Origin of the sequence: Leptolyngbya sp. NIES-2104, assembly GCF_001485215.1 — a bacterium.
Classification (GTDB): domain Bacteria; phylum Cyanobacteriota; class Cyanobacteriia; order Leptolyngbyales; family Leptolyngbyaceae; genus Leptolyngbya.
Genome location: NZ_BBWW01000001.1, coordinates 432,872 through 451,089, shown reverse-complemented (window position 1 = coordinate 451,089; position 18,218 = coordinate 432,872). Strand labels below are relative to the sequence as shown.

19 protein-coding genes are annotated in these 18,218 nt (G+C 48.1%); 9 read left to right on the top strand and 10 right to left on the bottom strand.

The genetic code is table 11. The annotated features are described in order from the left end of the window. The first annotated feature begins 335 nt into the window (after positions 1-335). Both NIES2104_RS02195 and rpoD read left to right on the top strand, forming a co-directional pair. Positions 336-725, top strand: a complete 390-nt coding sequence (locus NIES2104_RS02195) for a two-component system response regulator (RefSeq protein WP_058995328.1) — start codon at positions 336-338, stop codon at positions 723-725. 822 nt (positions 726-1,547) lie between these two features. After that, a complete protein-coding gene (gene rpoD / locus NIES2104_RS02190; RefSeq protein ID WP_059001520.1) occupies positions 1,548-2,666 on the top strand; it encodes an RNA polymerase sigma factor RpoD in 1,119 nt (372 codons plus the stop codon). A 64-nt stretch (positions 2,667-2,730) separates the two neighbouring features. On the opposite strand, the gene NIES2104_RS02185 is transcribed toward rpoD, so the two are convergent. Then, on the bottom strand, positions 2,731-3,207 hold the full coding sequence (locus tag NIES2104_RS02185; RefSeq protein WP_058995326.1) for a dihydrofolate reductase: 477 nt from the start codon (positions 3,205-3,207) through the stop codon (positions 2,731-2,733). A 199-nt stretch (positions 3,208-3,406) separates the two neighbouring features. Here NIES2104_RS02185 and pipX point away from each other — a divergent pair, with 199 nt between their 5' ends. The 6 genes from pipX to NIES2104_RS02155 all read left to right on the top strand — a co-directional run bounded on the left by pipX (position 3,407) and on the right by NIES2104_RS02155 (position 7,230). After that, positions 3,407-3,676 (top strand): transcriptional coactivator PipX, encoded by a 270-nt coding sequence (gene pipX / locus NIES2104_RS02180; RefSeq protein WP_058995324.1) that lies wholly within the window; start codon positions 3,407-3,409, stop codon positions 3,674-3,676. Continuing rightward, positions 3,673-4,335: a YggS family pyridoxal phosphate-dependent enzyme gene (locus tag NIES2104_RS02175; RefSeq protein ID WP_058995323.1), complete on the top strand. Its 663-nt coding sequence runs from the start codon at positions 3,673-3,675 to the stop codon at positions 4,333-4,335. Before pipX ends, NIES2104_RS02175 begins: the two co-directional genes overlap by 4 nt. Positions 4,336-4,967: 632 nt before the next feature. After that, the gene (locus tag NIES2104_RS02170; RefSeq protein WP_058995321.1) at positions 4,968-5,579 is read left to right on the top strand and encodes a cell division protein SepF; all 612 of its coding nucleotides are present in this window, start codon (positions 4,968-4,970) and stop codon (positions 5,577-5,579) included. A gap of 63 nt (positions 5,580-5,642) precedes the next feature. Continuing rightward, positions 5,643-6,440, top strand: a complete 798-nt coding sequence (gene proC, locus NIES2104_RS02165) for a pyrroline-5-carboxylate reductase (protein ID WP_156426846.1) — start codon at positions 5,643-5,645, stop codon at positions 6,438-6,440. A 48-nt stretch (positions 6,441-6,488) separates the two neighbouring features. Further along, entirely contained in the window at positions 6,489-6,932 is a 444-nt protein-coding gene (locus NIES2104_RS02160) for an SH3 domain-containing protein (RefSeq protein WP_058995319.1), read from the top strand. A 49-nt stretch (positions 6,933-6,981) separates the two neighbouring features. Then, positions 6,982-7,230 carry a hypothetical protein gene (locus NIES2104_RS02155; protein WP_058995317.1) on the top strand — a complete coding sequence of 83 codons (249 nt, stop codon included), beginning with the start codon at positions 6,982-6,984 and terminating at the stop codon, positions 7,228-7,230. A 57-nt stretch (positions 7,231-7,287) separates the two neighbouring features. On the opposite strand, the gene NIES2104_RS02150 is transcribed toward NIES2104_RS02155, so the two are convergent. The 7 genes from NIES2104_RS02150 to NIES2104_RS02120 form a co-directional block, all read right to left on the bottom strand. After that, positions 7,288-7,572: a type II toxin-antitoxin system RelE/ParE family toxin gene (locus tag NIES2104_RS02150; RefSeq protein ID WP_058995315.1), complete on the bottom strand. Its 285-nt coding sequence runs from the start codon at positions 7,570-7,572 to the stop codon at positions 7,288-7,290. Between the two features lie 5 nt (positions 7,573-7,577). Next, positions 7,578-7,847 carry a hypothetical protein gene (locus tag NIES2104_RS02145; protein WP_058995312.1) on the bottom strand — a complete coding sequence of 90 codons (270 nt, stop codon included), beginning with the start codon at positions 7,845-7,847 and terminating at the stop codon, positions 7,578-7,580. 88 nt (positions 7,848-7,935) lie between these two features. Then, positions 7,936-8,157 carry a hypothetical protein gene (locus NIES2104_RS02140; RefSeq protein WP_156426845.1) on the bottom strand — a complete coding sequence of 74 codons (222 nt, stop codon included), beginning with the start codon at positions 8,155-8,157 and terminating at the stop codon, positions 7,936-7,938. Between the two features lie 295 nt (positions 8,158-8,452). Further along, the gene (gene ruvX, locus NIES2104_RS02135; RefSeq protein ID WP_058995307.1) at positions 8,453-8,908 is read right to left on the bottom strand and encodes a Holliday junction resolvase RuvX; all 456 of its coding nucleotides are present in this window, start codon (positions 8,906-8,908) and stop codon (positions 8,453-8,455) included. Next, positions 8,908-10,152, bottom strand: coding sequence for a GNAT family N-acetyltransferase (locus NIES2104_RS02130; RefSeq protein WP_058995306.1), 1,245 nt, complete (start codon positions 10,150-10,152; stop codon positions 8,908-8,910). Before NIES2104_RS02130 ends, ruvX begins: the two co-directional genes overlap by 1 nt. Before the next feature lie 76 nt (positions 10,153-10,228). Beyond that, positions 10,229-11,443: a F420-0:Gamma-glutamyl ligase gene (locus tag NIES2104_RS02125; protein ID WP_263970885.1), complete on the bottom strand. Its 1,215-nt coding sequence runs from the start codon at positions 11,441-11,443 to the stop codon at positions 10,229-10,231. A 63-nt stretch (positions 11,444-11,506) separates the two neighbouring features. After that, positions 11,507-12,427, bottom strand: coding sequence for a site-specific DNA-methyltransferase (locus NIES2104_RS02120; RefSeq protein ID WP_058995304.1), 921 nt, complete (start codon positions 12,425-12,427; stop codon positions 11,507-11,509). A gap of 59 nt (positions 12,428-12,486) precedes the next feature. Between NIES2104_RS02120 and NIES2104_RS02115 the strand changes: the two genes are divergently transcribed. Then, positions 12,487-12,963, top strand: coding sequence for a hypothetical protein (locus tag NIES2104_RS02115; RefSeq protein WP_058995302.1), 477 nt, complete (start codon positions 12,487-12,489; stop codon positions 12,961-12,963). A 313-nt stretch (positions 12,964-13,276) separates the two neighbouring features. On the opposite strand, the gene NIES2104_RS02110 is transcribed toward NIES2104_RS02115, so the two are convergent. Then, positions 13,277-14,392, bottom strand: coding sequence for a PRC-barrel domain-containing protein (locus NIES2104_RS02110; protein ID WP_058995300.1), 1,116 nt, complete (start codon positions 14,390-14,392; stop codon positions 13,277-13,279). A 102-nt stretch (positions 14,393-14,494) separates the two neighbouring features. After that, positions 14,495-18,166: a chromosome segregation protein SMC gene (gene smc / locus NIES2104_RS02105; protein ID WP_058995298.1), complete on the bottom strand. Its 3,672-nt coding sequence runs from the start codon at positions 18,164-18,166 to the stop codon at positions 14,495-14,497. Positions 18,167-18,218 lie beyond the last annotated feature (52 nt).

Sequence of the window (18,218 nt, the reverse complement as noted above, 5' to 3'; positions counted from 1 at the left end):
CTTTTCGACAACTCGATCATTGATTGATTAAGAAGGTATTCAGGTTCACCAATACAAGGCAAATCCTTGTGTCGTGCGACGAATTGCGATCGATTGCTGAAGTACGATCGCGCTATATCGTTCCACTCAGCGCACTATTTCAAAGGAACTTGAAGATTTAACTGAAAAAGTTTACGAGAAGTATTTCTAAAAGCTTAAAAGCTAAGAAATACCGAAGCATAAAAACCAGCAATTAAAGATGAAAACCTAAGCATCAAGAGAATTTCAGCGAATTTGATCATCGAAAATACGAATTGGACAGTCGCTATATTAAGACTCAGATTGGTACTTTCGTCATGGTCTTTCCGCCGTCCACTTACATCCTACTTTTAGCTCCACAAATCGAAGAATTGCAGGGGTTGGAATCCTTACTCCAGCAAATTGCATTCGACGTAGAGATCGTGGATACCGCTGACCAAGCCCTCGATCGCGTCAGCCAGAACCCGCCGTGTCTCGTCATTCTGCAAGAACATCTTCGCTCTGAAGCAACGATTCACAAACTCAGAACGATCGCAAATGCCGATCGCATGACTTTGGTCATTGTCACCGAAACAGATTCTCCAAGCTGGCTACATCAAGACCAGCATCCCGATGTCGATGGCTTTCTAGTCAAGCCGCTGAGTCCAGATGTTCTATTTTCTTTAATTCACTCTGCCTCAGCGCGTCAATACTGCCAGCAAACTTAAAATTTCGTTAAAAACTCCTGACAATTTCCAGCATCTACCAGAAGACAGAGTTTCTTAATTCCTTGTTAAGTGTAATAAGTAGAGCTGATTGTTTCGAGCGCTTAGTTTTGCAGTTTCCAACGCTTAATAATTGATGTTTATCGTTGGGTTAAGGTGGAGAAATGCAGTCGAATGTGCTGTGTTCATTGCAATTTGAGGCTGATTTGCGAACTCGCATCTTATTAACGAAGCTAATCAGCAGTTTGCGTCACATCCACAAATTTGGGCTACCGTTATCAACAGAACGACGAAAATATCTATCACTTTTGGGGGTGGCAGAGAGAAACAAGCGTGGATCACACCAGAATTTTGCGATAGATTTGAATCAGATTGAAGGTCTTGATTGCTCACAATCGTCCCCTGACTAAATCAAATCACTGTACAAACTGGATAGCTGCGCGATCACACAGATAGCGCACATCGGAATGGCAACGTGAATGCTAGTTACAGTAGATTTGCCCTAATTGATTCCATAAAGAAATCAGAAAAAGGGTGCAACTTTTGTGAGAAAGGCTACAATCGGGGAGACATTCCAATCATTTAGAAATAATGATCTCAGAAATTCAGCATCTGCCAACCGTATTTCCCCGGAACGTTGGGGCAGCCGCTAATTTGAAATGATCATTTTCACGATCGCTCTGCTGAATCCAGTGGAGGAGTGCGAGCCTGTCAATGTTCGTAGTCCAATCTCCTGAATCAGCCAGACTGCATCGCAGCGACCAACATCTGTTTTCAGTGCTGGGACATTTTACTTCATTACTTAAGGAGCATGAGGAACGCGGCATGACCCAAGCCAAAGACTTACTTGTTGAAGAATTCGACCCTTCAGAAGCTCTAGAAGTTGAGCTAGAACTCGACGACCTGGACGACTCAGACGATCCAGCGGAGGATGACGAAGAGGGGAAACCCGGTAAGGGGCGTGCAACTCGTCGCCGGACTCAAGCGAAGAAGAAGCACTACACCGAAGACTCGATTCGGTTGTACCTGCAAGAAATTGGTCGAATTCGTCTGCTTCGTGCAGATGAAGAAATCGAACTTGCACGAAAAATTGCAGACTTGCTGGAGCTAGAACGGATTCGGTTCAAGTTAGCGGACAAGCTCGATCGCGAACCTACAGACGCAGATTGGGCAAATGAGGTGAAGATGCCTCTAACGCAGTTCCGTCACCGTTTGCATTTAGGGCGGCGGGCAAAAGACAAAATGGTGCAGTCGAACCTGCGATTGGTGGTGTCGATCGCGAAAAAATACATGAATCGCGGTCTGTCCTTCCAAGATTTGATCCAAGAAGGTAGCTTGGGTCTGATTCGGGCGGCTGAAAAGTTCGACCACGAAAAAGGCTACAAGTTCTCAACTTATGCAACCTGGTGGATTCGTCAGGCGATCACCAGAGCGATCGCGGACCAATCGAGAACGATTCGCCTTCCGGTTCACTTGTATGAAACCATTTCCCGCATCAAGAAGACAACGAAACTGTTGTCTCAAGAAATGGGACGCAAGCCGACTGAAGAAGAGATTGCAACTCGGATGGAAATGACGATCGAGAAGCTTCGTTTTATTGCGAAGTCTGCTCAGTTGCCAATTTCGTTGGAAACGCCGATCGGGAAAGAAGAAGATTCTCGCTTGGGTGACTTTATCGAATCTGATGGTGAAACGCCAGAAGATCAAGTTTCTAAGAATCTTCTGCGGGAAGACCTTGAAGGTGTTTTAGCAACGCTCAGCCCTCGTGAAAAAGATGTGTTGCGGTTGCGCTACGGTTTGGATGATGGTCGGATGAAGACCCTCGAAGAGATCGGACAAATCTTCAATGTGACTCGTGAGCGGATTCGTCAAATCGAGGCGAAGGCACTACGGAAACTGCGCCACCCGAATCGCAATAGTGTTCTGAAAGAATACATTCGTTAGGATTGAATTATTTCTGATTATTTAACCCGATCGCATCATCACGATCGGGTTTTTTGTGGCGCAATCAACGACAATACGTTTCAAATCGATATCCATTTCGTTGTTCCGATCGAACCAATTGGAATTCATCTAGACGATCGCGCCATTCCAGAAAATATACATCGCCGTTGTAATCGCCTTCGACGATCGTTAATTCCATTCGATCGACAAATTCCAACGCCTGACGGTAAATCGAAGCGCCACCCATTACGAACAATTTTTCATCAGAACGATCGAAGGCTTCGGACAGCGATCGCACAAATTCCACATTCGGCAGATTAGACGTGAGTGATTGTGAGGAAACGATAACGTTCGTCCTCTGATTTAGCGGGCGTTTTTGTAAATCAAACTCCCACGTTTTGCGCCCCATAATGACAGTATGATTCAGCGTCAGTTGCCGAAAGCGTTTGAGATCCTCCGGAATTGACCATGGTAATTTGCCTCGATCGCCGATCACACCGTTTGTTTGTGCGATCGCAGCAATTAAGATGATTTCAGACATCGCTCTTCATTGAAATTTGGCAAGTTCAGCAACTCTAGATTCTGCCACCCTCGCAGTTGCAAAATTTCCCTAGATAGAATTGACACAATTCACTACAAAGACGGACATCGTGATACCGTTGATGATTACAATTTGTAAAATCCTATTGATATTGAATTATCCTGAATCGTGCGCTTACTCTCTTCCTGATGGATGGTAAATGGATACTGAGAATTATTTGAACCACCCTACATTTGGGTTACTGTTTCGGGTGTGTTTGGTTGAAGAAAATCGAGAATTATTCAGTACACTCTACGCGCAACGGTTATTTTTTGTCGTATTTCAGGGCGCTGACGGTTTGGAATTTGAACCGATCGGGCGAACTGATGCCAAGGTTCTAGTCGAAAATCGGATGAGAATGTTGCGTCGATCGGGAATGTACAAGGAGTACGATCAACTTCAGAAAGTCCACCAAAACACATTCCAATGATCGTCACGCTTCAAGACCATATTGCTCAGTTCTGCGCCAAGATTCCCTCGACTGTCCGAATTATTGCGGTGACAAAAACGGTTTCAGTCGAAGCGATGAGAGCGGCTTATGCGGCTGGGATTCGCGATTTTGGTGAGAATCGCATTCAGGAAGCAGAAACAAAACGGGCAGAATTGCAGGATTTAACCGATGTGACGTGGCATTTCATCGGGCATTTGCAGAGTAATAAAGCGCAAAGAGCGATCGAGCTTTTTGATTGGATTCAGTCAGTCGATAGTTTGAAGCTGGCGCAACGACTCGATCGATTGGCAGGCGAAAGAAGTCGCAAACCGCAAATTTGTCTGCAAGTCAAGCTCCGAACTGATCCAAATAAGGCAGGATTCTCAGTCTCAGAACTTTGGGAGGCAATCCCGCAGCTTGAACGTTTGAACAATTTGCAGATTCGTGGATTGATGGTTATTCCACCGATCGATCTTGAATCTGCGGAAACGTTAGAACTCTTCCAGCAGGCAAAAGAATTAGGCGAAAAGATTCGATCGCAGAGCTGTCTTCTGGTGGATCAGATGTCGATGGGAATGTCCGATGATTACGCGATCGCGATTCAAGCAGGCGCAACGATGATTCGACCGGGGCGCGTTCTCTTTGGTGCAAGATCTTAAAAATTGCGGCAGGTTTAGAAAATAGTGGTAGTGTAGATACTCCAGTGCGAAACGCGGTCGATTTTTAGTCGCGTCTTTGTCTCTTTGGCTTGTAAAAATCGTTACTTAAGTATCGCGCTGAATGCTGAAACTTAAGACGAGAGAGATTACTTTTATCCCCGGTCGTCCCCGCATTCTATCGCAAGAAATGTACGCCGGAATTCTATTAAATTGCGATTGTTTCTTCACTGCCAAAATTGCCTGTGACTCGGAAAATTATCGAGCGATCGCAACATTTTCCAGCGGCTAGAACTCGCTTCCTTACCGAATTGCAACAAAATTAAAAGAAATTTGCAAAAAATTGATCCAACTTTCAAAACTACCGATACAATGCACGCGGAGACTAAAAACCTTCAAAAAATGTATTCAAGTTCGATCGCTGGATGTATACTGATTCTTCAATTCGTTATTTGTGCGGCAGTATTAAGAACTTTCTAAGCTGTCAAACCACAGAATGGAATTTGCCGACACCCGGCAAAGCAGCTTAGCATTAAGCGCCAGTGATCAAACCTATCAGCGGTGGCTCTGCTACTCTCAATGATTTGACCGTGACTTTCCAGCAAAATTGAGCTTATTCGGATGGAGCGTGAACAGTGAGTATCTTTAGTAAATTACGGGATTTCGTCGGATTGAATGAACCCGTCGAATACGAATACGAATACGACGAAATGGATGGGCAAGAGTATCAAGCACTCTATCAACAAGAAGAGGCGGCTCCTGCGGCTCCAGTAGCTGTGAATGAAGAAGAAAACCGGGCGCGTCGCACAAATCGTTTTCGCGATCGGGCGGTCGGAATTGGAACTGAAACAACTGGTGTAGGAGCAGGTATGAATAACGTGATTGGAATGCCGGGTGCAGCAAACGGAATTTCGGAAGTCGTGGTCGTCGAACCTCGCACGTTTGAAGAAATGCCCCAGGTGATTCAAGCGTTACGTGAGCGTAAATCGGTGGTGTTGAATCTGACGATCATGGACCCGGATCAAGCACAACGCGCTGTGGATTTCGTCGCGGGTGGAACCTATGCGATCGATGGTCATCAAGAGCGCATCGGCGAAAGCATTTTTCTCTTCACTCCAAGCTGTGTGCAAGTGAGCACTCAAGCAGGCGTGTTAAATGAAGTGCCGCAACCCGCGCCCGCTGCTCGTCCTCGTGCCGCTGCTCCGACTCCCGCTTGGGGCGCAGAACCGAGAGCCGTTCAAGGTTAGAACGAATCAAGGGTGACAGATAGTGAGATCTCGAACCCTTTTTCCACGATCGAGGATGATAGATTGGCTAAACAATTTGGCATGATTGGCGGCGGGATGATGGGAGAAGCTCTCTTGTCCCGCCTTGTTGCTCAGAACGTGTTTGAGCCGAGCGCGATCGTCGTGAGTGAACCGAATCGATCGCGCCAAGATTTTTTGGCACAACAGTATCAAATTCAAGTCACTGACCAGAATCGCCAAGCGATCGATTCAGAGGTGATTTTGTTAGCAATTAAGCCGCAAGTCTTTCCGCAAATTGCTCAAGAGTTTGCAGGTGAAAAGATTTCTGCCTTGGTGATTTCGATTCTGGCAGGAACGCCGATCGCACAATTAGAAGCCGCGTTTCCCGGTGCACCTGTCATTCGAGCAATGCCAAATACACCCGCCGCAGTCGGAGCGGGAATTACTGCGATCGCACCGGGTCAACACGCTCAACCGCATCACATTGAGCAGGCGAAAAAGATTCTCGGAACCGTGGGCGAAGTCGTGGAAGTGCCCGAATCGATGTTAGATGCCGTTACAGGATTATCGGGATCGGGACCGGGCTATATTGCGATCGTCATTGAAGCCCTTGCAGATGGGGGAGTTGCAGCGGGATTACCGAGAGCGATCGCGCTCAAATTGGCAATTCAAACCGTGAAAGGAACTGCTCAACTTCTACAAGAGTCAGAGATTCATCCGGGTGAATTGAAAGATCGGGTGACGAGTCCGGGCGGAACCACGATCGCGGGAATTGCTGAACTCGAAAAATCAGGCGTGCGATCGGCATTTATCCAAGCGGTCAAGGCGGCAGTTCAGCGATCGAAAGAACTCGGACAATAGTTAAATCAAGTGTTAAAATCTGGGCGATCTCGTCCACAGGCGACTTCTATGCGTTGGTCTTCCGTTCTTAAATTTGTGTTGGGTGTGTTGTTCGCGATCGCGCTCCTTGCCGCTGGAGGTGTCGTGGCGGCGCGGGTGATGATGGCACGTCTTGCAGTCCTGCCACCGAAGCCAACTTTCCCAAACGATACGCCGACGAAACCTGCACCAAAACCCGCTGCAAAGCCTGCGGCAGCTAAACCAGATGCAACTCCGGATACTGCTACAAAACCGCTGCCACCGGGCGCATTTCCGGCGCGAGTGACGCAATCGATCGGGCTTGTGGTTCGGGATGCTCCAGGGAGTGAAGGAGCCTCCATCGGTGGGGTTGATTTTAACGATCGTGTGACGGTCTTAGAGACGAATGCTGATAAGACTTGGCAGAAAATTCGACTCAGCAATGGGCAAGAAGGCTGGATTCGGGCTGGAAACGTAGAGCAAGTGAGCCAGTAAGTGCTGGCAATTAGAATAAGGCTAACGAACGATTACAGTTGAGAAACTTATGTCTGCTGTTATTACCACGATCGTAAAGATGGTTGAATCTCTACCGGATGACTTGCAGGAAAAAGTTGCAGATCATCTGCGAGGATATATTGCTGATTTAGAAGATGAGAAGCGGTGGGAAGCCTCATTCAATCGGACGCAAGGTAATTTAGTTAATGCGGCGCGAAAAGCAAAACAAGAAATTGCAGAAGGTCGATCGCTGCCTCACTTGATTAAGAGTTCGATCGATAGCGCGTCAGCACACTGAGATACACACTCGTTCCCGGCATCGGAATCACCCAACTCGATTAGAGGCTATGGAAACTTACAAGCGCTGTTCGCGTCCATGATGAACTCGCAAGATAAAGACTTGTTGATTTTCAATCCGGTAGTAAAGCATATAGCCATACTTGCCAAAGAAAACTCGAAGTTTGCGCTGGTCAGTGTTGGGAATGAGGAGTCCTCGTTCGGGTGCATTAGAGAGGCTGGCACTTGCATTGAGGATGGCGCGAACAGCCCGATCAGCAGCATCAGCATTCTTCTCATTCAAAAAGTCAAATTGTCTATCCAAATCATCCAGTGCAACTGGCAACCAGATCACTTCAAACATACAAATCAGGATGACTTTCTACGATCGGCAAACCAAGTTTCGACTTGAGTTTGAGCAATGCCGTTAGGGTTTTGCTGGAAGGTTTGCCAACGATGTTCGTTGTCTTGGATGATTTCTGATTCAGTGAGATCAGGAAACCCGATCGAGGTATCGATCAGTTGTTGACGATAAAAGTCTTGCAGAGCTTGTTCGATGATGGTTTCTGGATTGTCATGACCTAATTCGATTAGTTGCCGAATTAGGGCTTCGGCGGTGGGGGTGATAGTGATGTTCATGGGAAGAAGCGATCAATAAGGGAATTATACCGACGTTAAACTGCTAGGAGCGATCGCGCTTCGACAATTAGCGCGATCGCTCCCTCGATTAAGAGTTCGATCGATAGCGCGTTAGCACACTGAGATAAACACTCGTCCCCGGCATCGGAATCATCGGACTCCATAAATCGATCGTGGCATACCTCAAGGCGTGTAGCGTTTGTTTTGCTTCTTGAATCCCTTCAGATGTACCAATCAAAACGTGCTGGAGCTTTTCAGCGTCGCGATTCGACTCGAAACGCTCCAGAAACTCCTGGATGTTCATATTCATGGGCTTTTCTCTAATTTGAGTAAGGGAAGAAAGCCCAAAAACCAAAGCCACCCCAATCCATAGCAAATCGAGGTGGCTACTTCAGATGCTATCATCCTACGTTAGCCTCCTGGACTGTTACCGCAGTCTTGGATGGTTAGCTGCTCATCGTTGTTGGCGCAACTTTGGGCAGCGGCAGATTCAGTCTTTGGGACGCACAAGCAACGGAATAACTGATTGCTTAATTTGAGAGACTAATCGATTTTGTGAGCAGAGTCAAGAACATCCTTGGAATGTGCATCTGTTCGCGATCGTGTTAATTAGAATTCGGAAGACGATCGACATTCCGTTTCGCTCGTCGTTCATCAAGCCATTGCTGGAGAATTACAGCCGCCGCTTTACGATCGATCATTCCCTTGTTGTCCCGCAGCGAAATCCGTTCCGCGATCATGGATTGTTCTGCCTGATAGCTCGTTAAGCGCTCGTCTACATATTCGATCGGTAACGATAACGCTTTGGAAATCGTTTCCCCAAATTTCTGAACATGAATCGCTTGTTTTCCGATCGAGCCATCCATTGAATATGGCAACCCAATCACGAGCAGATCGACATTGCGATCGTGCACGATTTGACGCAGTTCTTCGATCGTCTGCGGATAGGATTTGCGCGTAATGGTGGTGAGTCCCGTTGCGATTAATCCAGTTCCGTCACAGCCTGCAACGCCGATGCGTTTTTTTCCCACATCTAGCCCCAGTGCCGCGACTCTTTCCATTAGCAGCAAGGATCTTCGCTGGGGGGTTCTTGCGATGCCGCTTTCATCAATTCCTGGACACTCGGCTTGTCCGCTTCTTGCGGCTTTTGATCGGGTGCAGGAAGTTTCACAGATTTGAGCATCGAAATCCGTCCCGGTACGGGTTTACGAGCGGGCTGGAGGTTTTGCAGCATTTCCGCGAGTTGCAGACTTTCTGCGATCGATTTCGTTTCCCGGACTTTGTGCCAAACCGAACGAGACATCAAGAGCGTGTGACCGATGCGATCGGCTCCGATGCTGTCAAGATATGCCTCGCGTTCCGGTTGATAATCCGGCGATGCCATTTGCAAGGATTGGGCGGGGAGATCCTGCATGATTCGCGCCATTTGCGCCATTAGTTCAGGATAGAGCCAAGTGTAGGCAGGATTCACCGTGAGATGGGCAGTATGCGGTTGAGAACCATCGCGGCAAAGATGCAGTTGAAAATATCCGATCGCGGCTTTTCGTTGCGGTTCAAAAACGTATCCGCTCACAACTTCAGTACGGGTGAAGACTTGTTTTGCCCATTCCATCAGACTGCCGAACACGCTCGTTTTGAAATCTTGAACGTGTCGATCGAACACTTGACGCACCAATGGCGGCATTGCCATTGTGTCGAGTTGATAGAGTAATTGAGCATCTGCATTACTTACCGGGAGCAGGTTCGGTAGATCTGGCTCTCGTTCTGCGAGTTCTTGAAGCTGCTCAGAGGAAACTGCCCAGTAGGTCATATTTGCCAAAGGCTGAAATCCGTTGTGACGGTATAGATCCAGCGCGGCTTTATCATTGACATCGATTTCGAGTACCCAGGTTCGCGCTTGCCAAATGCGTTCGAGGCAGAAACGAATCAAGAGTGAGCCGAGATCGACTTTGGTTAAAACTTGGGTTTCGGTGTCCTCTTCAACGATCGTAGGAGCGACTACCACACGATCAACTCTCCAAGTGCTGCGAGTGCGGTTGAACGGCGACACCTGAATCATGCCTTGAATCCGCTGATTCACTTCAGCAACATGGACACAAGGCAGATTTTGAACGGGATTCGGGAGCAGGTTCAGAAGCTTCATCACGCCAAACCAGTGACGAATCGAGACGCTCTTTTCGCGAACGGTAGAACAGTGCGGCAATTCGAGGTCTGGCGATTGCTGCGTCAGTTGGTCGATCGCATCGAGATCCCGGTATTGTACGGGACGGACGAGAGCGTTAGAAGTCGGTTGGAGGCGAGGCATAGTGATGAAAGCAGCAGTTCAACCCCAGAGTACGAATTGAGCGACGGCTTTGGGGTCAACCTTAAGGGGTATTCGTTTAAGGTTGATTGACCGATTGCAGCCCAACAGCAGATGGTTTTTGAGTCGCGTCAGTGGGTCGAATGAGAACCACAGGGGTCTGTTCGTTGGCGTTGCCTGCGGGGTTCGTAATGAGTGCCTGCTTGAGCAATGCCGTCGAGACACCTGAAGACGCTGCTAGTATTTTAACGGCTTTTAAGTCATTGACATCGACAATTGCCGCAGAAAGTCCAGTTTCTCGTTGAATTTGATCGACGACTTCCTGAGAGTTTGCAGGTCCTAGAACGATGAATTGGTCATACGGCGGAATGGTTCCGGTCACGTCGTCGATCAGTCGGGCTTGGTCGCCTGCGAGTTGATAGAAGACTCCTTTTCGCCCGAAGAGTTTCGCGATCGAGCCAACGATAAACGCGCCCAACACCCGGAATGATCCTTCAGCATCGATTAAAGTCTGCATTCCGCAAGCGGTCGCCAAACTAGAAGTGGGAAAAAACATGTAGCAGAGTCGAGTCGCTAGCCAGCCAGGTTTGATATCACGGGGATCGCGATACCGCCCTTGCATAATTGCAAGCGGAGATTCCCCAATTGTCACAATATCGCCCGGTTGCGCGTGGGGCATGACGTAGCGTTTTACCACGCTGACCGGATCGTCTAGCTGAGTGAGCAAGTGAGTTTTGATCGGGAGCACATCGGCATTCGTCGCGGGTCGCCAGCGTTTCGATTCGTCGATCGAGGGAAACTTCAGCGGCACCATCACGTGACGAGCTTTAGGTTTCCAACCTTGAGAACCGTACGCTACGTAGTGCAGCTTGATCCAAGCGACTTTCAATTCACTGAGATTTGGACCTTCGATTTCGACGATCGCTTCGATCGGATCGTGTGCCTGACTTTTGACGACTCGCGCTTCCCAGTAGTTGTCTTCTCGGACTTCCGCATCTTTGTATCGGGGAATCATGCGGGTTTTGATTGTGATGCCGTCAAGACTGCCACCGGAAAGCAATTTCACTTCTGCATGAACTTCGGGAGACATCACCTCCAATCGGCGGGTGAGATTGTGCAGTTCGAGTTGCCCAACTAATACGTATCGTTGCGGTTCGTAGACGGCAAGTTCCCACTTACCGGAATTGAGTTCTAGCGTATTGGTGGGACGCTGCCAGTATTGCGCTTCAAGCAGCAACATCACCAGCAAAACGAATCCGACAGTGCTTCCGAGAATGGCGATGAGTATGCTCACAAAAACTCCTTGGGTCGTTGCCTGAAAAAGATATACGGCAGTGGGGCGATCGTCAATACAAGATTAGGATGTTTCGCGGTTTTTTGAGCGGCGGGATTCGCGATCGCGATCGTGCCAAAACCAGTCTTCGTCGCTGCGGTGGTCAGCAGATTCGATTCGAGGAATTGCCCAAGTTAAGTATTCGGAGTGTCGATCGCAACCAAGCCATTTTCGTCCGAGTTGTTCAGCGACGACGGCAGTCGTTCCAGAGCCGATGAAGGGATCGAGAATGCGATCGCCCCGATGTGAAGAAGCGAGAACAAATTTTCGGATTAATTCTTCAGGTTTTTGAGTCGGATGCGGCGTTTTCTCGTTCATTCCGTTGCAAGTCGTTGGAATCTCGATCACATCACGCGGTTTGGCACCTTTTGGATGAGGATGCCAAAGTTTTGATTTTCCGTTGCCGTAGTGACTTGTTAAGGCTTGCGGATGTTCGGGATACTTTAGCGTGTGATCGTTGTAACGAGTGCGAATGTTCTCAACAGAAAGAGTAAATTTTTTGGTTTTACGAAAGTGCAAAATGCTTTCGTGCGATCGACCCCAATCATTCGATAAGTTGGCTTTGTTTTTGTAGTGCCAAATCAGCCAGCGGCAGCCTTGAAAAAATTGAGAAGCGGGAAGTTTTAAGTCTGCCAAAATCTCTGAAAAGCCGCAGATATAAAACGTTCCGGTTGGCTTGAGAATTCGCGCTACTTGTTCGATCCATTGCATCGACCATTCAACATACGATCGCTGTGATTCAAATGTATCCCACTCGGCTTTTTTCAAGTTATAGGGAGGGTCGGAAAACACTAAATCGATCGACTCAGAAGGGAGTGATTTCAGCCATTCCACCGCGTCTCCAATCCAAAGCTGACCGTTATCATGATGATAGAAAAGATGAGGTTTTTGATCTGAATCGACTGACGATTTAAGATGATCAATAGCTGAATCAAATTGCCGCATCTTTACTAGGAAAATTGGTGCATTAGCACTATATCCGATCGTTCTATTTTTTCAACTGAATGATGCAATATTCTGTCCATCCACCGAGTGAATTTATCGCCGCGCATTCTGAGAGATTATTACCAGAATGGTCGCATCCAATTCGCTCGATCGTGGTGGTGTTTCAACTTGCCGATCGAGAATTATCTGAGCGCTGTTGGGAAACGGATTTACAAAAACAAAAATTGCGATCGCAATTCCTCGAATTTGGTTTCAAGGTTGCAGAATCGCTTGAAGATCATTTGGTTGAATTGTTTGATCCCAAAACTGGATTTCCGGTTTTATCAGAATCGGGATCGTTACGATTGGATGATGTCGCAGTGGTGCGATCGACGCTTGGATATACGATCGCGCCTGTGGGAAATTGTTTAACGATCGTGCATCCGACTTGGGGCAGTGCGGTTTATCCCTCGATTTTGATGTCTTCAGCTGATAAAACGCTCGTAGAAGCAGTATTGGCAGGTTTGCTCGAATGCCACCATTCTTTGAGCGGTTGAGGCAGCTTAATCCAGTACAACGTGAGAACAACTGGATTGTGTGCCTCGCGCCCAACGATTTCGACGTTATAAGATGGACTGTTTCGAGAAGCCAAATCGACGATGAATCTGCGCCCGATGCGTCTCCAGCTTGGTTCTTTGCCGTGCCATTCGATCCGGCAGCAAGGATAAGGGAGTTGTTCTCGATCAAATAATCGGCAGCAAGGACCGATCACACGATACGTGAAGTGACCACCGGGGCTTGTGAAGGTGTGCCCATGAACGAATGGATGAGACGGGGTAGGCGAATTCAAATCATGGGCAGACATCACAGTTAGTAGCCTTCTTCCTCGTATTCTGGTTGTTTTTGTTTCTGAGCTTTGGCGATCGTGTTGAGATCGGGAAGCGGTTGGCTCTCAGGCTCTTCAGTTTTCGCCGCTACCTCTTCTTCCTGGGGCTGATCCGCCCACGGATCTTCATCAAGATTGCCCGGTTCAAAGCTTTCTGGTGAGGCAGGCGGCTCGATTTTAACTTCCTCAAACTCTACCGCGATCGCATCATCTTCAGCATCGACATACGTATCGTCGTATTCTTCGTCCTCGTACTCAGGGGAACCGTCGGTTCTGGAGAGTCCCCAGTTTTCCGTTTCATCGTCGTCCCAATTTTCTGTATCGTCGTCGCTATAGACGGGCGGCGAGTAAATTTCGGCTTCGCGATACTGCTGGCGCGGCGGTTCTTGTTCACGACGAAGCGGAATCGGTTCAGGCTCATCGTACAGCGTTTCATCCGGGTCCCATGTTTGCTCGATCGGTTCTTGAATCCGAGGACGCATTTCAACTTGAGTAGGCTGACCCGCAGGAAGTTGATTCTCAGGTCGAGCAGGAGCGAGATATTGCGCTTCTTCGCGTTCCCAAGGCGCTTTACCGATTCCCAAACGTTCGAGCACACCGACGCTAAGCTGATTCATCCGCTCTTCGGAACCTTCGATCACGATAATGCGATCGGGTCCGCTGCTGACAATTTCGGTGATCGGAAGTTCGTAAGTGCTGACAACTTGATCGGGAATGAGGGGAAGCCCGATCGACGCGATGACTAAATTATCGAGTCTGCCTGTATCAATATTGAACCGGAAGCCGCGAACTTTTCCGAGCAGTTCCCCGGTTTCGGTAATCACTTCGTAGCCGATCAGGTTGCTGTAATTTTCCAGATCGACATCTTCGACCACATCTTCGTCATCGACTAAAATCACGTCACCGATCTGGCGAATGCTGGAGAGCATCATCGGTTGAGCAGTGCCGTAGAACAGATTCGGGCGCAAACTGAGGGCGACGACTTCTTGAGAGTCAATATCGACCCAAAGCTGACTCACCACGCCGAGCCGTTTTCCGGTGCTGCGCGTAATCACCTGAGTTCCAAGGAGGTCGGAGCGTTGGCGAAATTCTTCTGTCATTGAGTCCCGAATCCTATTGCTTACACTTTTTTCTAATTATCAAATCATATCGAGGATCGATCGGTACGGAATGCCGAACGGATTTCGCGGCTTAAACGCACGCTAGACGCTTTGGGGTAGCTTAATCCCCAGAACTTGGGTGAAGGCTCCTCGCGCTTGTGTTACGCCGATCGTGCGTTGGGCAGATTCGATCATCGGTCGCCGCAAACTGACCACAATAAATTGGGCTTGTTGGGCTTGCTGCTTGATCATTTTAGCTAATCGCTCCACGTTTGCTCCATCCAAGAACATATCCACCTCATCGAATGCGTAGAACGGCGAGGGTCGATAGCGTTGTAGAGCGAAGATGAAACTGAGTGCGGTAAGCGATTTTTCACCCCCAGACATCGAAGCCAATCGTTGAACAGGCTTGCCTTTCGGATGGGCGATCAGGTTTAAGCCGCCGTTAAAGGGAGCGTTCGGGTCTTCAAGCTGAAGCCGTCCGTCCCCATCGGATAACGTGGCGAAAATCTTTTGGAAGTTGATATCGACCGCTTCGTAAGCTTCCATAAAGGCACGTTGTCTCAGCGTGGTGAAGTTCTCGATTCGCAGTAGAAGCTCGGTGCGTTCTTCTTGGAGCGTTTCGAGTTTTTCGGTCAGTTCATCGAGTCGGGCTTGGGTGCGATCGTATTCTTCCAATGCCAGCATATTGACGGGTTCCATTGCCTGTAGCCGTTTTTGCATTGATCGAATTTCGTGCTGAAGTTGCCCTAGATCGCGGGTAATCCCTTCTGGCGCTTCGGGGAGCGGATCAGGAAGTTCAGCGCTCTGTTCTGCAAGTTGTGCTTGTTCGATGACAAGCTGTTCGCGGCGGGCTTGAATGGTTTCGTGAGTTTTATTGCGTTGCCATTCGTGTTGTTGATGGCGATTTTGGAGTTCGCGTAATTGTCGATCGACAGCATCCCGTTTCGCTCTTTCTTCACCCAGTGTTTTATCGAGTTCCGCGAGTTGATTTCTCAGCTCGGTTATCTGGGTATTCACTGCGGTCTGTTGCTCCGAATTCTCCGATCGCTGTTGCAGTTGAATGGTTTGCTGCGATCGCGCTTCTTGAATCCGAATTTGTCCCTGTTCGATTTTTTCTTGCAAGCGTTGATAGCGGGTTTCGATATCTTGCGATCGCTGCTCGATCGCTCTTAAAGCAAGTTCCTTTTCGCTCAAGGTGGATTCGAGCGATCGTATTCCTGCCTGAATTTGCTGCCATTCGCTATGAGTTTGAGACTGTTCAATCTCAGCTAGATTCGTTCTCAATTGCTCTAATTGCGCTTCTTGAGTTGGAATTTCACGATCAAGAATCTGTAAACGAGATTGAGCCGTAGAAAGTTCTTGCTGATTTTTCTCTAAGGTCTTTGTGAATTGAATTTGTTCTGATTCCAAGCGTTTGAGTTCTTTTTTCGCTTGTTCAAGTTTGAGTTCTAATTCTCGATGTTGTTGACGAGCTTCGGTTAAGGCTTTTGTACGATCGCTTTGGGCGATCATTGCTTTGGCGATCGCGCCTTCACAATGTCCAAGAATTCGATCGATTTCCTCTAATCGACGGCGTAATGCGGCTAACTCCGGTGATTCTGCCGCATGACCTGTTCCAAATTTGAGCGGCGATCGATGTCCAGCACTTCCTCCGGTCATGGCTCCACTGGATTCGAGTAACTCTCCATTGAGCGTAACAATCCGATACTGCCCTAAATGTCTTCGTGCATCGCTCAGCGTTTCAAACACAACGGTCGTACCGAACACATACGCGAATACATCGTGATAGCGATCTTCAAAGTTAACTAAATTAATCGCGTAACCAATACAACCTTGCATTGATCGCATTGTGGCGCGATTTGGAATGTGAGGCGGGTTGAGTTTGTTCAGCGGGAGAAGGGTCGCACGTCCGGCGCGTCTTTGTTTCAGAATGTCGATCGCTGCCGCCGCGATCGCGTCATCTTCGACCACAATATTTGCCATTCTCGCGCCTGCTGCGGTTTCAAGCGCAAGCTGATATCGCGGATCAACTTGTCCCAACTCTGCAACTAAGCCACACACCCCAGTTAATCCCATTTTAAGAATGACTTGTGAGGCTTGTGTCCCTTGCGCTTCCTGTACCGCTTGCGTTTGTGCTTCTAATTTGTCTAGCTTGCGTTGTTTATCGCGTTGTTCTTCGATTAATCGCGATTGAGTTTGGCGTTGAATTTGTAATTCTTGTTCAACTCCGGATAGTGATGCTGCTAGTGATTGAATTTGTCCGGTTGCAGCGTTTAACCGTTCAGATAAATCGCTTTCTTCGATCTGTTTTTCGTTCAGTTGTGCGGTCGTGGTTCGGAGTGAATCCGTTTGCTCTAGAATTTGTCGATCGAGTTGATTGGTTTTCTCTCGCAATGCTGCCTGTTCGGTTCGTTGCGGCTCCAAAGATTTCGACAGCGTATCGATGTGGTGGTGTAACTGCGATTGTTCTTGCACCCACGCATCCGCATTTTCAGCCGAGGCATTCGCTTCATCGCGTTTACGATCGAGCAATTCCCGCGACTGATCGCGTTCTCGTGTCGCTTGGATGAGTTCTTGAGTCTCGATCGATTGTTTCTCTTGAGTCAGCGCCGCTAATGTTTGCTGATTCTCCTGAAGATCGCGCTGATGTTTTATCAGAGTTTCGATTAGTTCCTGACTCGCTTTTTGTAAATCTGCCTGCTGGCGTTCGAGTTGACGCAGTTCGGCTTCTCGTGTCGCTAACGTCGATTGAACAGCGAGTAATTCTTTTTCACCGAGCGATCGCACTTGAGCATTGAGCCGTTCGAGTTCAGCGGTCGTGGTTCCGATTTGAATGTCGATCGCTGCAATCTGCTCGGTCAAATCAGCAATCTCTTTTTCGCCAGAGTGGATTTGTTCTTGTAATTTACGAACACCTTGAGCGGCTTGCTCGTAGCGGAGGACAATTTCCCATTGTTCTTTAGATTGAACTTCAGAGCGGAGTTTTTTATACTTCTCGGCTTTGATGCGATCTTGCGCTAAGCGATCGCGCTGTTCGATCAATTCTCGTTCAACAATGTGAAACTTATCTTCTTGATCTTTCACCGCATCGAGCTTGTCTTTGGCTTGATTAATTTTGCGATCGAACGATGCGACTCCCGCCAATTCGTCAATGATTTCCCGCCGCTCCCGACCATTCATCGAAATAATCCGGGTTACGTCTCCCTGAAGTACCACATTGTATCCTTCAGGATAAATTCTCATGCGGTCTAACTGTTCGTGTAATTCCGTCAGCGTACAAGGTTCACCATTAATGTAATAGTTTGACGTATACGTTCCTTGTTGCGTCACTCGTAGCTTTCGCGTTACAGACCATTCAGCGTTAGTCGAACCGTTTCCATTTCCATTTACTTCATAAACAGTATCCGGTTCATGCTTGTGCCCGTTACCATTGCTAGGTTCATTGAGTGAAGTATCTGCGTTTTCTTCGCTCGGATTCATCAACGCTTGGAACAGATCCAATTCGTCTGTCAGATCAAACACCGTCGTTACAGCGGCTTCGACTGTCGATCGACCTTTTGTCGCCTGCGTGTGATTCACCAAATCGGGCAATCGTTCTGCCCGCATTCCTTTCGAGCCTGCCAAACCCAGACAAAACAGCAGAGCATCCAAAAGATTTGATTTTCCCGATCCATTCGGTCCTGAAATCACAGTAAATCCAGGCAGCAACGGGATCGGCGTTGTGCCGCCAAAAGATTTGAAGTTAGTCAGTTCAACGCGCTTGACGTACACAGGGATTTAGTAAAAATCAGTGATTAGTGTAGCTTGGAATCCGACAATTGAA